Source organism: Enterococcus sp. 9E7_DIV0242 (assembly GCF_002140975.2).
Lineage (GTDB): Bacteria > Bacillota > Bacilli > Lactobacillales > Enterococcaceae > Enterococcus_L > Enterococcus_L clewellii.
In genome coordinates this window covers 1,193,039-1,208,940 of sequence record NZ_CP147247.1, presented here as the reverse complement: position 1 = coordinate 1,208,940, position 15,902 = coordinate 1,193,039, and the positions used below count along the sequence as shown (strand labels likewise).

The following is a 15,902-nucleotide window of genomic DNA, read 5'->3' as shown; positions in this document are numbered from 1 at the left end:
TATGATGAAGAAATGAAACAATGGTTTGAAGAATATAAGTTTAAAGGAAATTATCTGTTGCGTCATAGTTTTTCGCAGCATTTGGCAAAGCACCTTCAAAAGGAAAAGGACACTATAATCGTTCCTATCCCACTATCGGAACGCCGCTTGGCAGAACGAGGCTTCAATCAAGTGGAAGGGTTACTGAATGGCGCAGGTATTTCTTATACGAATTGTCTAAAGCGGACTGGACACGATCAGCCGCAATCAAAGAAGACGCGACAAGAACGTTTATCTGGAAATCAGCCGTTCGAACTTTGTCCAATGAATAAGCAAATTTTAGCGAATCGTAAGGTACTGCTGGTCGATGATATATATACGACAGGAAGAACTCTTTTTTTTGCGTCGGAAATTTTATTGAAGATTCCTGTCAAAACACTGAAAACATTTTCTTTAGCTCGCTAATTTGAATAAATATAGTAAAATTTGATTGTCAATATTGTTGGCAAATAGATAATTGTTAGCTATAATAGAGTTAAGAAGAGAGAGTAAGAGAGTGGTCCTCTTATTCTTTCTTTAGTGGTAGATGAAAGGGGCAATTGTTATGTTTAGATATAATGTACGCGGAGAAAATATTGAAGTAACAGAGGCAATTCGTGATTACGTAGAGAAAAAGGTTAAGAAACTGGAAAGATATTTCAGTGATTCACCGGAAGCGACAGTTTACGTGAATTTGAAAGTATATACTGAAAAAACAGCGAAGGTTGAAGTGACTATTCCTCTTCCATACTTGGTATTGAGAGCAGAAGAAACTTCTCCTGATCTTTATGCAAGTGTTGATTTGGTAGTCGACAAATTAGAACGTCAAATCCGTAAATTCAAAACAAAAATCAATCGTAAATCACGTGAAACAGGTACTGGTTCTGTGAAAGCTGTATCTTTCTTTACAGAAGATGATACAGCAGAAGAAACTTCTGAACTAGATATCGTACGTACAAAACGCCTTTCACTGAAACCAATGGATAGTGAAGAAGCAGTTTTACAGATGAACATGCTTGGTCATAACTTCTTCATTTTCGAAGATTCTGAAACAAATGGAACAAGTATTGTTTATCGCCGTAAAGATGGCAAATACGGTTTGATCGAAACAGACTAGATCAATCCGATAATTCAGAATGAATAATAGTCGAGGTCGGAACAGAAGGACTCAGCTTTGCGAAATAGAAAGAGATTTACGAAAACGACACTAGTGGTTTTCGATAAATTTCTAACTGCTTCCAAGTGAGTAGCTTCTGTTCTGCCTTTTGTTCGACTATAAATTGAAATGTAATGGAAATGGACAACCGTGTCTGTGTTTTCATTACACGTACATAGAAAGAAATTAAGTAATTGTTAGCAGAAGTTATTTCCTTTCTTATGAAGTAATGATAAAATAAGAAGGATGATTGTACATTCTGTATTAAAATGATTGTGTAATTCGACGAAAAAATAAATAGAGTTAATTGAAAGGAACACTTAAACAATGGCAAATTTTCTTAGAAAAATGATTGAAAACGATAAAAAGGAATTGAAGCGGCTTGAAGTGATAGCTGATAAGATCGACACTTACGCATCAGCAATGGAACAGCTAAGCGACGAAGAACTTAAAGGAAAAACAGACGAGTTCAAAGCCCGCTATCAAAAAGGAGAAACACTTGACCAGCTACTACCGGAAGCTTTTGCGGTCGTTCGTGAAGGTGCAAAACGGGTTCTTGGCTTGTATCCTTACCGCGTGCAGTTAATGGGTGGTATCGTTCTTCATGATGGTAATATCCCTGAAATGAGAACAGGTGAAGGGAAAACCTTAACAGCGACAATGCCGGTTTACCTGAATGCTCTTTCTGGTGAAGGTGTCCACGTAGTAACAGTTAATGAATATTTGGCAACACGTGACTCAAGTGAAATGGGTGATTTGTACAATTTCCTTGGACTAAGCGTTGGCCTGAACATCAACTCAAAAACACCGGAAGAAAAACGTGCAGCGTATAATTCAGATATTACATACAGCACGAATAACGAACTTGGGTTTGATTATCTGAGAGATAATATGGTTGTGTATAGAAATCAAATGGTTCAACGTCCGCTTAACTACGCGATCGTCGATGAAGTGGATTCTATCTTGATCGATGAAGCACGTACACCATTGATTATTTCCGGCCAAGCTGAGAAATCAACGGCTTTGTATACTCGTACAGATAACTTAGTTAAGAGATTAAAAGAAGAAGAAGATTATAAAATCGATGTTCAATCGAAAACAATCAATTTGACTGAAGCGGGTATGGAAAAAGCCGAAGAAGCATTTGGCTTGGAAAACCTGTATGAAATCGAAAATACTGCATTAACTCATCACATGGAGCAAGCTTTACGTGCGAACTACATCATGCTTCGTGACATTGATTATGTAGTGCAAGAAGGAAAAGTACTGATTGTCGATCAATTTACAGGACGTATCATGGATGGTCGTCGTTATTCTGATGGGTTGCATCAGGCGATCGAAGCCAAAGAAGGCGTTGAGATCGAAGATGAATCAAAAACAATGGCAACAATTACATTCCAGAACTACTTCCGTATGTATAAAAAACTGTCAGGTATGACAGGGACAGCGAAAACAGAAGAAGAAGAGTTCCGTGAAATATACAACATTCAGGTTATTCAAATTCCTACAAACCGTCCAATCGTTCGTGACGATCGTCCGGATTTGTTGTATCCAACATTAGAAAGCAAGTTTAGAGCAGTTGTTCAGGATATCAAAGAGCGCTACCATAATGGACAACCTGTATTGGTTGGTACAGTAGCTGTTGAAACTTCTGAACTGTTATCTAATCTATTAAATAAAGAAAAAGTGCCGCATGAAGTATTGAATGCGAAAAACCACTTTAAAGAAGCTGAAATCATCATGAACGCCGGTCAAAAGGGTGCTGTGACGATCGCTACCAATATGGCTGGTCGTGGTACAGATATCAAGCTCGGTCTGGGAGTAGTAGAGCTTGGCGGGTTGGCTGTTATTGGTACAGAACGTCACGAATCTCGTCGTATTGATAATCAGTTGCGTGGACGTTCAGGTCGTCAGGGAGATCCTGGGGTATCACAATTCTATCTTTCTTTAGAAGATGAATTAATGAAACGTTTTGGTACGGACCGCATCAAAGTTTTCCTTGATCGCATGAAGATTGAAGAAGAAGACGCAGTGATTCAAAGTAAAATGTTGTCAAGACAAGTTGAATCTGCACAGAAACGTGTAGAAGGAAATAACTACGATACACGTAAAAATGTCTTGCAATATGACGATGTAATGCGTGAACAGCGTGAAGTAGTCTATGCACAACGTCAAGAAGTCATTATGGAAGAAAATGATTTAACTGAAGTATTGATGAACATGATCAAACGCACGATTGGTCGTGTTGTGGACAGTCATACACAGCTTGAAAAAGAAAACTGGAATCTGGATGGAATCGTTGATTTCGCCGGGTCTGCAATCCTTCACGAAGATGCAATTTCAGTTGACGATATTAAAGGTAAAACACCTGAGCAGATTAAAGAATATTTATATGCTGCTGCCAAGGATGTTTATGAAACAAAAGCAAGCCAATTGAATGGTCCTGAGCAAATGCTTGAGTTCCAAAAAGTTGTTATACTACGTGTGGTTGATACGAAATGGACCGACCATATCGATGCTATGGATCAACTTCGCCAATCAGTTGGATTGCGTGCTTACGGTCAAAATAATCCATTGGTCGAGTATCAGACTGAAGGATACAAGATGTTTGAAGATATGATTGGTGCAATCGAATTTGAAGCGACACGTCTGTTCTTGAAATCTGAAATTCGTCAGAATGTACAGAGAGAACAAGTAGCTCAAGGCGAAGCAAGCCATCCGGGTGAGACAGTAGAGGAACAAAGCAATACTTCTGCTAAGAGAACACCTGTTAAAGTAGACAAGGTTGGTCGTAATGATCCATGTCCATGCGGAAGCGGTAAGAAATTTAAAAATTGTCATGGTAAAAATGTCTAATATTTAGACGTTTTGTGATTAGAACGAGCGTGGGGTCTCATTTGTATCCCACGCTCTTTCGTTAGCAGTTCAAAATCAATGCTTTGAGAAAATATAAAGCTTATGTTTTATCATTGATTTTCTGAAGCGCATCATGTATCTTGGGTTTTATTAGAAAAAGAACAAGGGCAACTACTTCTTAGTAAAGAAAGGAATGTTTCAATTAATGGAGAATGCAGAAATTCGTCACGCATTAGGTGAAATGAATGAAAAAATAAATAGTTTTAGGGGGTCTCTTTGACTTAGATCAGTTGGAAGAGGATATTGCTGAGGCTGAGCATCGAATGGCTGAACCAGGTTTCTGGGATAATACAGAAGATGCACAGAAACTAATCAATGAGACCAATGTATACAAAGAGAAGTTCCAACAATTCAATCAATTTTCAGAAGAGCTTGAAGAATTGGAAGTAATGAGTGAAATGCAGCAAGAAGAATTTGATGCAGAAATTCAAGAGGAACTAGTTGAACGCTTAAAGCTGCTTTCTGAAAAGCTTTCAAGCTATGAGTTATCTCTATTACTGAATGAACCGTATGATAAAAACAATGCGATAATTGAACTTCATCCAGGTGCAGGCGGAACAGAGTCGCAGGACTGGGGCAGTATGCTTCTTCGCATGTATACACGTTGGGCAGAAAGCCATGGGTTCCAAGTGGAGACATTGGATTATCAATCCGGAGATGAAGCCGGGATAAAGAGTGTAACGCTTGAAATAAAAGGGTATAATGCGTTTGGCTACTTGAAATCAGAAAAAGGAGTGCATCGTTTGGTCAGAATCTCTCCGTTTGATTCTGCGAAGCGTCGACATACTTCTTTCTGTTCGGTAGATGTTATGCCTGAGCTTGATGATACAGTTGAAGTAGAAATCAACGCGGATGATTTGAAAGTTGATACTTATCGTGCCAGTGGTGCCGGTGGTCAGCATATCAATAAAACCGATTCAGCTGTTCGGATTACACACATACCTACTGGAACAGTCGTTGCCAGTCAGGCACAGCGATCACAGCTAAAAAATAGAGAACAGGCAATGTCCATGCTGAAAGCCAAACTTTATCAGTTGGAATTAGAGAAAAAGGAACAAGAAGCAGCAAGCATTCGAGGCGAACAGTTAGAAATTGGCTGGGGTTCTCAAATTCGTTCTTATGTTTTTCATCCCTATTCAATGGTTAAGGATCACCGTACAAATTTTGAGACTGGGAATGTGCAAGCAGTTATGGATGGCGATATCGATGGTTTTATTGATGCTTACTTAAAAATGAAAATCTGAGCCATTCACGGAAATGAAATATAACTGTAAAGTCTTGAAAGAAGACTGAAACAAATTAATGCTATAATAAACAATGATTTTATTATGGAGATGGAGAGAAAACATCATGATTGAGATGAAAGATGTAATGAAGAAATACTCTAATGGTACAACTGCTATTAGAAATCTTTCAATAGAAATAAAACCAGGTGAGTTTGTCTATGTGGTAGGTCCCTCCGGTGCCGGAAAGTCCACATTTATCAAATTGATGTACCGTGAAGAGCAAGCGACAAAAGGTCGATTGAGGGTCGCAGGACATGATTTGATCAAAATCAAAAACAAAGAAGTTCCATATCTGCGAAGAGAAATAGGAATCGTGTTTCAGGATTACAAACTATTGAGCAAGAAAACTGTTTATGAGAATGTCGCGTATGCGATGCAAGTAATCGGGAAAAAACCGCGTGAAGTCAAAAAGCGCGTAATGGAAGTGTTGGATCTGGTCGGTTTGAAACATAAAGTACGGGTGTTTCCAAGTGAGCTTTCTGGTGGGGAGCAGCAACGTGTGTCCATCGCTAGAGCGATTGTAAATATGCCGAAAGTGCTGATTGCCGATGAACCAACGGGAAACCTTGATCCGGAAAATTCCTGGGAAATCATGAAGCTATTGGATCGGATTAATGCTCAGGGAACAACGGTTGTAATGGCAACACATAATAGTACAATCGTGAATACGATTCGTCATCGGGTAATTGCAATAGAAAACGGACGAATCATTCGAGATCAAGCGGAAGGGGAATACGGCTACGATGATTAGAACATTTTTTACTCATTTATTAGAGAGTATAAAAAGTTTGAAACGAAACGGCTGGATGACAATAGCTTCAACAAGTGCTGTAACGATCACACTTATACTTGTAGGTATTTTCATGGCAGTTATTTTCAATGCCACAAAATTGGCAAAGGATATATCTGATAATGTAACGGTATCAGTTTTTGTTGATATCGGTACAACAGCTGAAGAGATGCAGGCTTTAGAAAGTGAATTGAGAGAGATCAAGAATGTTGATTCTATCTCGTATTCCAACAAGGACCAACAATTAAAAAAAATTCAGGACCAAATGGGTGATGCATGGAACCTTTTCGAAGGAGACAGCAACCCGTTATATGATGTGTACTATCTAAGTGCGAAAGAGCCTGAACAGACAAAGAAAATGTCAGAAGAAGCAGGAAAGCTGCAGAATGTCTTTAAAGCAGATTATGGTGGCTTGTCTTCCGATAAGATTTTCCAACTAGCTGAAACAGTTAGAACTTGGGGTCTGGCAGCAGCAGGCTTGTTACTGTTTGTAGCAGTATTCTTGATTTCCAATACAATTCGTATCACGATTCTTTCCAGACAAAGAGAGATTCAAATCATGCGACTTGTTGGAGCGAAAAATGGCTATATTCGTTGGCCGTTCTTCCTTGAAGGAGCTTGGATCGGTTTGCTTGGAGCGATTGTTCCAATGATCTTAATGTCGATTGGATATCATTACGCCTTCAATATTTTGAATTTGCAGTTATTGCGTTCAAACTATTCTATGCTGAGACCAGAGGACTTTTTATGGCAATTAAACTTATTAATGGTCGGTATTGGAGTTGTCATTGGATCGGTAGGGTCTGTGATTTCTATGCGTCGTTTCTTGAAAATATAAGCAGAAAACAAAGGTTCTATGTCAATTTGTGTTGGTAGGACAAAAAACTGAATAAAATCGTAGAACTTGGAATAAAAATCAGAGACATTCTGGTTTTGTTTCAAGTTCTTTTTTAGAAATAGGAGGACTTCTGCCAATTATCTGGGCAGCTGGCCGGAAGCGACTTGGCAAAAAGCGCCAATTCCATTCCTAAATCGAGTCAAAGTAGCTGTACATGTACTTGGATAACAGCTACTAATTCCCGATTTACCTTTATAGCTGCAGAGATATTGGTTGTGAGCCCCCTTTTAATCTTGAGAAAAAACAAGACCTTGAACAATGTAAATACGTGAACGAAAATGATAGAAATTGCGGTAGCCATAAGCCACTCGTTTGATTACCTTAATCTTGTTGTTCAACCCTTCTGTAATGCCATTAGAAAAAGAAAAACTGAAAGCATTGGTAATTCCTTGTCTGTGCTTCTTGAAGAATCTCAATTTCTTTTTGAACCAGAAAGGCAGTCGGGGATCTAGTGTATCAAGTTCTTCAAAGAAACGCTTGGCGTCTCGATGAGTAAAGGCATATTTGAGAAACTGAACAGTATCGTAAGCAATGCGCAAGGTTGAATCATAGCTGAGTAATTCATCGACAATATCTGTTTGAGTTAATGGACGTTTGAACAGTGAATGATAGGGACGATGTTGACTATCAAGCTCAGAGGAATCTTTTAAGAGTAACTTCCAATACCGTTTGAGTCGACGATATTGCTTCTGTTCTAGCGGTGAGGAATGCCGAAAGGCATTCATTGTCTTTATCCGCAGTTGATTTAACGCTCGATTCATCTGTTGGACAATGTGGAATCGGTCAGTGACGAGTTGGGCATTTGGAAACACAGACTTGAGTAATTGATCATAGCTCGCATTCATGTCCATGACCAGGTACTTTACGTTTTCTCGAGCTTCTTTTGTGTAACGCATAAAGTGTCGGGTTAAGTGTGTTAACCGTCGGTCTTCAAGGACTTCAAGAATCTTGTTGGTTTCTCCATTAACACAAATAAAACTCATGGCTCCTTCACAAGATTTCATTGATTTGAATTCATCAATACATAAAATTTTTGGAAGAAATCGCCAGTTTGGAGAATAAGAAGTAGCTAGCTCTTCCATTAAGCGAAGAACCGTCACGTCTGAAACGAAATGTTTTTGGGCAATCTCTTTCCTAGAAACATTTTTCTTTAAATCAAGCATGATTTGGAGACAGAGCTGCTTCGATAAATGATGATGCTCTTCAACTAACTCTGTTTGAGCATGAAAAGTAGCGTGACACTCATGACAACGAAAGCGTGAACGTTTCAGCTCCAATAATGTCAAGCGACCATTAAAAACAGGTAATTGAGTATATGTCCGATGGTAACCGTTTTTGATGATCTGTCCTTGATTTTTAATGCCACAGTTTCTACAATGTGTAGGTATATACGTAAGTGTTGCTTTGATGACCTGAGCCTTAACACCTTTTGAATGACTGTATTCAAGCCAATCCTCTCCAAAGGAGAGATGTTTATCTGTTAGTCCAAGCAATAATCTGGTATTCTTATCCATAGAGGAACAACCTTTCTGATGATTTGTGGTTTTTGTCGATTTCATTTTATCAGTTTGTTGTTCCTTTTTTGTGTTTGAACACTCAAAAAAATGCTGGTGAGTTTTCCTTTAGGAATTTCCACCAACACAATATATTGTAGAACCAAAACAAATGAGTGTGGGGATTCCTGCACTCTTTTTTTATTTGAGTGTGTAAGATAGCTATTTTAAATTATTGCAAAAAATTGAGAATTTAGATAGTAACTGAGTATCTTTTTCTCGTTGATAGTGCGGTTATTTGGAGACGTATAAACTGATTCTACTTTTTGGTATTCTCTTTTTCCTTTACTTCTTTGAATAAGTTCGCTATTCTTACTATTATGGAAAAGTGTGAGGTTGAGGTGGAGAGATGAGTTTTTTTATTGATAATTTTTTCGTTATTATTTATATAGCCAATATCCTGTTGTCAGCAATCATTGTTTTTCGTGAGCGAAAACAGACGGCGCAAACATGGGCGTGGTTACTTGTGCTATTATTTGTTCCAATTGTTGGCTTCTTTCTCTATTTCTTCTTAGGTAGAGGAATTTCGAAAGATAAGATTTTTGATATGAAGATGCAGGCTAAAATCGGGATGAACGCCGAGATAGAAAATGAGAAAAAAGCGTTGCAGCGGGGCCTATTTCCGCATCCTCCAACAGGTGAGGTCGAACCCAAACAACTGATTTATATGTTGACGATGTTTGAAAGCTCTATGTATACAACGAACAATGATGTCGTTCTTTACACGGATGGTCGAGAAAAGTTTGATGCCTTAATTCAAGATATTAGAAATGCAAAAGACCATGTGCATATGGAGTACTACATCTACCGAGGTGATGCGTTAGGCAAGGAGCTACGTGCTGAATTAGTTGCTGCCGCGAAGCGTGGAGTCAAGGTTCGTTTACTGCTTGATGCGTGGGGCTCAACCCAAGTGAATATGAAGTTTTTTGAGGAATTGACGGCCGCAAGCGGTGAAGTAGCATTTTTCTTCCCGTTGTTTGTTCCCTATTTAAATCCGCGAATCAATTACCGCAATCATAGAAAAATTGTTGTGATTGATGGTATTATTGGCTATACCGGTGGGTTTAATGTCGGGGATGAGTATTTAGGAATCGTGAAGAAATTCGGCTATTGGAGAGATAATCATCTGCGTATTTGTGGTGATGCAGTATATAGCTTGCAAAATAGGTTCTTGATGGATTGGAATTCCCAGCATACAGAAGAGCTGAGCTATACAGAAGCCTATTTTCCGCCAATCACATCGGTTGGTAAAAAAGCCGTTCAGGTTGTGACAAGTGGTCCAGATTCTGAACATGAGCAGATTAAAATGGCTTATTTGAAGATGATTTCAATTGCTAAAAAGGAGATATTGATTCAAACGCCCTACTACATTCCGGATGAATCTATCCATGAAGCAATCAAGCTGGCGTTGCTGTCTGGTGTAAAAGTACGGATTCAGATTCCCAATAAACCGGATCATATGCTCGTTTATTGGGCGACATACTCCTTTGCAGCAGAGCTTTTAGAGTATGGAGCAATTATTGAAACCTATGAAAATGGTTTTATTCACGCGAAAACAATGATTGTTGACGGTGGTATTGTTTCTGTAGGTTCAGCAAACATCGATGTTCGTTCCTTCAGGCTCGATTTTGAAGTTAATACGATCATTTACGATGAAGAGTTTTCTGAAAAAGTCAGAGATTCTTTTTATGAAGATTCTCAAGTATCTCACTTGCTTACACAGGAAAAATACGATGCCAGAGGCTTTTGGATTAAGCTGAAAGAAGGTTTGGCACGTTTGATATCGCCATTATTATAAAGTCCCAGAAACGGAAATTCGTAATTGAATTTCCGTTTCTTTGTTATTTTATACAGTCAAACGCAGCATCGGCGGAAAAGTTGAGGTAATTTGATTCTCAAGCACAAGGCTTAATGTTAAAATGAATTTGATTCAAATGATTTGGAGGATTGTGGAGAAAATGAAAACGAAATTATTCATTCTTTTTAGTTTTGTCAGTGTGTTGATGTTATCTGGCTGTGCTAGCTGGATAGACCGAGGTGAATCGATCACAGCTGTCGGTTCTTCTGCCTTGCAGCCGTTAGTTGAAACTGCAAGTGAAGCGTATCAAAGTAAGTATCCTGGGAAATTCGTCAATGTTCAGGGAGGCGGAAGTGGAACAGGATTGAGCCAGGTTCAAACTGGTGCCGTGGAGATTGGCAATTCTGATTTATTTGCTGAGGAGAAGAGCGGAATCAACGCAGATAAACTGGTCGATCATAAAGTTGCAGTAGCTGGGATCACCCCAATTGTAAACAAAGGCGTGGGTGTGACAGATATTTCGTTAGAAAATTTAAGAAAGATTTTTCTTGGTGAAATTACGAACTGGAGCGAAGTAGGCGGTAAGGATATTAAGATCGTCATATTGAATCGCGCTTCCGGAAGTGGAACACGTGCGACCTTTGAAAAATGGGTACTGGATGGAAAAACGGCTATTCGTGCACAGGAACAAGATTCTAGCGGGATGGTCCGCTCAATTGTATCAGATACACCGGGAGCTATTAGCTACACAGCATTTTCCTATGTAAGTAAAGATGTAGCCACCTTGAAAATAGATGGTGTAGAACCTACAGATGAGAACGTAACAACGAATGATTGGAAAGTTTGGTCTTATGAACATATGTATACCTTAGGGGAACCCAAAGAGCTGACAAAAGACTTTTTGGCGTTTATGCTTTCTGACCAAGTACAAGGAGAAATTATTGAGCAACTTGGTTATATTCCTGTATCAAATATGAAGGTAGAGCGGGATTGGGAAGGAAATCTTATCAATCAGTAACGCCTTTACACAAAATTTACAAACTTAACTCAACATTTACATGTTATTAAACGCAAATTGAAATTTAACGCGTAGACTTAAACCTATCTGAACTATTGCTCAAGGAGGAGTTTTTTTTGGAAGATGTGCAAAAACAATTACTGACAAAATCTAAACGGGCAAAAATGGAACAAAGAGGGAAATTGATCAGCTTTGTCTGTATCGCTCTCATCGTTCTGGTTGTCCTTTCCATTTTCTACTTTGTAGCCAGCAAAGGCTTGGCCACATTTTTTGTAGATAAGATAAATGTTTTTGATTTTCTGTTTGGGACGGATTGGAATCCAAGTGAAGCAGGATCAAATGGCAAACCATTAGTAGGAGCGCTTCCGATGATTGCCGGATCATTTATTGTTACATTTCTATCTGCAATCGTTGCAACACCTTTCGCTATTGGAGCGGCGGTCTTTATGACTGAAATCTCTCCTAAAAAAGGATCAAAAATTCTGCAACCAGTAATTGAGTTGTTAGTAGGGATTCCTTCCGTAGTATACGGTTTTATTGGTTTGACAGTCATCGTACCTTTCGTTCGTTCGATTTTTGGAGGAACAGGTTTTGGTATCTTGGCGGGGACATTCGTACTTTTTGTCATGATTCTTCCAACGGTTACAACGATGACGGTGGATGCGCTAAAATCTGTCCCACGTCATTACAGAGAAGCGTCGCTGGCTCTAGGTGCGACTCGTTGGCAGACAATCTACAAGGTTGTTCTCAGAGCTGCCGTTCCCGGGATTCTGACAGCAGTAGTATTCGGTATGGCAAGAGCCTTTGGTGAAGCGTTGGCTATTCAAATGGTTATCGGAAATGCAGCTGTAATGCCAACAGGAATGACAACACCAGCATCTACATTGACAAGTATTTTGACAATGGGAATCGGGAATACAATCATGGGCACGGTAGAAAATAATGTATTGTGGTCTCTGGCGTTGATTTTGCTATTGATGTCATTGCTGTTTAATGTTGTTATTCGAATTATAGGCAAGAGAGGGGCGCTGAAATAATGAATGCGAAAAAAGCGGATAAGGTAGCTACGAGCGTACTCTATGGAGTATCGGGTATTATTGTTTTAATTTTAGCTGCCTTGTTAGGATATATTTTACTTCGAGGTATTCCTCATATCTCTTGGGATTTTCTGACGAAGCCATCGAAAGCCTATCAAGCAGGTGGTGGTATCGGAATTCAATTATTTAACTCTATCTATTTGTTGTTCATCACTATGCTTATCAGCTTACCTATTTCTCTAGGTGCAGGGATTTATTTATCTGAATATGCGAAGAAAAATTGGTTGACTGATGTGATTCGTACATCCATTGAAATCCTGAGTTCCCTACCTTCTGTTGTCGTTGGTTTGTTCGGATTTCTGATTTTTGTTGTACAAATCGGATATGGCTTTTCAATCATTTCCGGCGCATTGGCACTGACTTTTTTCAATCTGCCATTGTTGACAAGAAATGTAGAGGAATCGTTAAAAGCGGTTCATTTTACACAACGTGAGGCTGGACTGGCATTAGGACTGTCTCGATGGGAAACCGTTAAAAAGGTAATCATACCTGAAGCGATGCCTGGTATTTTGACAGGAGTCATCTTAAGTTCCGGGCGTATTTTTGGTGAAGCGGCTGCCCTGATTTACACAGCAGGCCAAAGCGCACCAGCTTTAGACTTTAGCAACTGGAATCCATTGAGCGTATCCAGTCCAATCAGTATTTTCAGACAGGCGGAAACCTTGGCAGTTCATATTTGGAAAGTGAATACAGAAGGAACGATGCCGGATGGACCGGCAGTGTCAGCAGGTGCTTCTGCTGTTCTGATCATTGTGGTTCTTCTATTCAACTTCGGTGCCCGTTTCATTGGTAACCGTCTGCATAAGCGATTGACATCAGCCTAACGTTAGGGGTAAACATTATGAAAGAATATAATTTGAATGATACAAATATTATACAATTGGATCCTGAAAAGACACCTGTTGCTCTTCATACTGAAGATCTGCATGTCTGGTATGGGGACAATGAAGCAATAAAGGGCGTTGATTTGCAATTTGAAAAAAGCAAGATCACTGCTTTGATTGGACCATCTGGTTGTGGAAAGTCAACGTATCTTCGTTCATTGAACCGAATGAACGATAGCATAGCTAACACAAAAATAACCGGTAAAATCATGTACAAGGGTGTAGATGTAAACAGCAAGCAGGTCGATGTTTATGAAATGCGCAAGCGTATCGGCATGGTGTTTCAACGGCCAAATCCGTTCAGTAAATCCATTTATGAGAATATCACCTTTGCGTTGAAGCAGCATGGAGAAAAAGATAAGAACAAACTGGATGAAATTGTAGAAACTAGCTTGAAGCAAGCTGCTTTATGGGACCAGGTGAAAGACAATCTGTCTAAAAGTGCATTGGCTCTTTCTGGGGGACAGCAGCAAAGGCTATGTATAGCTCGAGCGATTGCGATGAAGCCGGATATCTTGCTTTTGGATGAACCAGCCAGCGCGTTAGACCCAATTTCAACCGGTAAGGTGGAAGAAACATTGGTCAGCTTGAAGGATGATTACACGATCATTATTGTAACGCATAACATGCAACAAGCAGCGCGTATCAGTGACCATACTGCATTTTTCTATTTAGGAAAAGTGATTGAATATGACGAAACACGTAAAATCTTTACACGACCAAAAATACAGGCGACAGAAGATTATGTTTCCGGGCATTTTGGTTAGGAGGAAAATGATGGCAAAAGAGATTATTTCATCAAAAGATCTGCATTTATATTATGGAAAGAAAGAAGCGTTGAAAGGGATCGATCTTTCAATCAATCAAGGAGAAATCACTGCAATGATCGGACCATCCGGCTGTGGGAAATCCACCTATCTTCGTTCACTGAATCGAATGAACGATTTGATTCCGGGAGTGACGATTACTGGAAGCGTGATGTACAAAGGCAAAGATATCTATGGTCCTAAAACGGATACTGTTGAGCTGCGTAAAGAAATCGGCATGGTTTTCCAACAACCCAACCCGTTCCCGTTCTCCATTTATGAAAATGTTGTTTATGGATTGAGATTGAAGGGTGAAAAGGACAAACAGGTCATGGACGAAGTAGTAGAGACGCGTTTGAAGGCTGCTTCAGTCTGGGATGATGTGAAAGACAAGCTGCATAAGAGTGCGCTATCACTCTCAGGTGGACAACAGCAACGTGTATGTATTGCACGGGTATTAGCTGTCGATCCGGAAATTATTTTATTGGATGAACCAACTAGTGCCTTAGACCCGATTTCCAGTGGAAAAATAGAAAATATGCTGTTAACACTGAAAGAACAATATACAATGATTATGGTGACCCATAATATGTCTCAGGCGTCACGTATATCTGATAAAACGGCTTTCTTTTTACAGGGTGAACTGATAGAATTTAATGATACGAAGAAAATCTTTTTAAATCCGAAAAAGCAGGAAACAGAAGATTATATTTCTGGAAAATTCGGTTGATCGCTTTATCCTTGCTGTTTGTATTGTTGTGAAAGATACTTGCTACTGCAAGTAGAGCAATAGGTAAGGATTGAGAGTAAGATAAAAACTTCATACTTAAAAGATTTGAGGAGGAAGGTATATGATGTTGCGTAGCCAATTTGAAGAAGAATTACTAAATCTGCACAATCAGTTTTATGAAATGGGAATGATGGTGAGTAGTGCTGTCCATAAATCTGTTCGTGCCTATATTGATCACGACAAGCATATTGCAAATGAAGTGATTGAGCGCGATACAGAAATTAATGATATGGAAGTAGCGCTTGAAAAGAAAAGTTTTGAGATGATTGCGTTGCAGCAGCCAGTAACGACGGACTTGCGAATGATTATCACTGTGTTAAAAGCCAGTTCTGATTTAGAACGAATGGCTGATCATGCTGTGTCCATTTCTAAATCAACGATTCGATTAAAAGGGGAGACCAGAATCCCTGAAATAGAAAAAGAAATTTCGGACATGTCTGATTATGTGAAGAAAATGGTTGATAATGTATTGATTGCTTATGTAAAAACGGATGAAAAAGATGCGCGAATGATAGCAAAAATGGATGACCGTGTGAATGAGTACTTCAATAGTATCTATAATAATTCCATTGAAAGTATGAAATCGAATCCGGAGACAGTGATTAGTGGTACGGATTATCTTCACGTGGCGACTTATTTGGAACGCATTGGGGATTATGTCACGAATATTTGTGAGTGGATCGTTTATCTAGCTACAGGAAAAATCACTGAGCTGAACACAAATCACAACGAATAAATAGAACTAGCAGAAGATAGGAAACCGAAAACAAGCGGTTTTCTATCTTCTGTTTTTTACTATTGCTATAAAAGAGGCATCAGTTGACGAAATGGGCAATACTAAATAAGATAAAAGCATAAACACTGGTTTTTTTGAGGCTGTCCTTGAGAACGA

14 protein-coding genes are annotated in these 15,902 nt (G+C 39.2%); 13 read left to right on the top strand and 1 reads right to left on the bottom strand.

Annotation, left to right across the window (positions count from 1 at the left end):
* The first annotated feature begins 12 nt into the window (after nt 1-12).
* From A5888_RS05640 to ftsX, 6 genes are all read left to right on the top strand, one after another.
* Complete coding sequence (locus A5888_RS05640) at nt 13-444, top strand: ComF family protein (protein WP_249274423.1); 432 nt, start codon at nt 13-15, stop codon at nt 442-444.
* Between the two features lie 139 nt (nt 445-583).
* Complete coding sequence (gene hpf / locus A5888_RS05635) at nt 584-1,135, top strand: ribosome hibernation-promoting factor, HPF/YfiA family (RefSeq protein WP_086348210.1); 552 nt, start codon at nt 584-586, stop codon at nt 1,133-1,135.
* Nucleotides 1,136-1,501: 366 nt separating this feature from the next.
* Nucleotides 1,502-4,030 carry a preprotein translocase subunit SecA gene (secA, locus tag A5888_RS05630; RefSeq protein ID WP_086348209.1) on the top strand — a complete coding sequence of 843 codons (2,529 nt, stop codon included), beginning with the start codon at nt 1,502-1,504 and terminating at the stop codon, nt 4,028-4,030.
* Between the two features lie 205 nt (nt 4,031-4,235).
* Nucleotides 4,236-5,334, top strand: a protein-coding gene (gene prfB / locus A5888_RS05625) for a peptide chain release factor 2 (RefSeq protein WP_139843812.1) whose coding sequence is annotated in 2 segments (ribosomal slippage) — nt 4,236-4,307 and nt 4,309-5,334 — 1,098 coding nt in all. Because the reading frame shifts where the segments join, the coding sequence is not laid out codon by codon here.
* 106 nt (nt 5,335-5,440) lie between these two features.
* Nucleotides 5,441-6,127, top strand: a complete 687-nt coding sequence (gene ftsE / locus A5888_RS05620) for a cell division ATP-binding protein FtsE (RefSeq protein ID WP_086348207.1) — start codon at nt 5,441-5,443, stop codon at nt 6,125-6,127.
* Entirely contained in the window at nt 6,120-7,004 is an 885-nt protein-coding gene (gene ftsX, locus A5888_RS05615) for a permease-like cell division protein FtsX (RefSeq protein ID WP_086348206.1), read from the top strand. Before ftsE ends, ftsX begins: the two co-directional genes overlap by 8 nt.
* Before the next feature lie 287 nt (nt 7,005-7,291).
* Here the strand turns inward: ftsX and A5888_RS05610 are convergent, their stop codons facing one another.
* On the bottom strand, nt 7,292-8,578 hold the full coding sequence (locus tag A5888_RS05610; RefSeq protein WP_086348158.1) for an ISL3 family transposase: 1,287 nt from the start codon (nt 8,576-8,578) through the stop codon (nt 7,292-7,294).
* A 388-nt stretch (nt 8,579-8,966) separates the two neighbouring features.
* On the opposite strand from A5888_RS05610, the gene cls reads away from it, so the two are divergent.
* The 7 genes from cls to phoU all read left to right on the top strand — a co-directional run bounded on the left by cls (nt 8,967) and on the right by phoU (nt 15,746).
* A complete protein-coding gene (gene cls, locus A5888_RS05605) occupies nt 8,967-10,415 on the top strand; it encodes a cardiolipin synthase (RefSeq protein ID WP_086348205.1) in 1,449 nt (482 codons plus the stop codon).
* 160 nt (nt 10,416-10,575) lie between these two features.
* Entirely contained in the window at nt 10,576-11,433 is an 858-nt protein-coding gene (locus A5888_RS05600) for a phosphate ABC transporter substrate-binding protein PstS (protein ID WP_086348204.1), read from the top strand.
* A gap of 116 nt (nt 11,434-11,549) precedes the next feature.
* Nucleotides 11,550-12,470, top strand: a complete 921-nt coding sequence (pstC, locus tag A5888_RS05595) for a phosphate ABC transporter permease subunit PstC (protein WP_086348203.1) — start codon at nt 11,550-11,552, stop codon at nt 12,468-12,470.
* Entirely contained in the window at nt 12,470-13,354 is an 885-nt protein-coding gene (pstA, locus tag A5888_RS05590) for a phosphate ABC transporter permease PstA (RefSeq protein ID WP_086348202.1), read from the top strand. The genes pstC and pstA overlap by 1 nt, the downstream gene beginning before the upstream one ends.
* Before the next feature lie 17 nt (nt 13,355-13,371).
* Entirely contained in the window at nt 13,372-14,181 is an 810-nt protein-coding gene (pstB, locus tag A5888_RS05585; RefSeq protein ID WP_086348201.1) for a phosphate ABC transporter ATP-binding protein PstB, read from the top strand.
* Nucleotides 14,182-14,191: 10 nt separating this feature from the next.
* Nucleotides 14,192-14,950 carry a phosphate ABC transporter ATP-binding protein PstB gene (pstB, locus tag A5888_RS05580; protein ID WP_086348200.1) on the top strand — a complete coding sequence of 253 codons (759 nt, stop codon included), beginning with the start codon at nt 14,192-14,194 and terminating at the stop codon, nt 14,948-14,950.
* Nucleotides 14,951-15,074: 124 nt separating this feature from the next.
* On the top strand, nt 15,075-15,746 hold the full coding sequence (phoU, locus tag A5888_RS05575) for a phosphate signaling complex protein PhoU (RefSeq protein ID WP_086348368.1): 672 nt from the start codon (nt 15,075-15,077) through the stop codon (nt 15,744-15,746).
* Nucleotides 15,747-15,902: the final 156 nt, after the last annotated feature.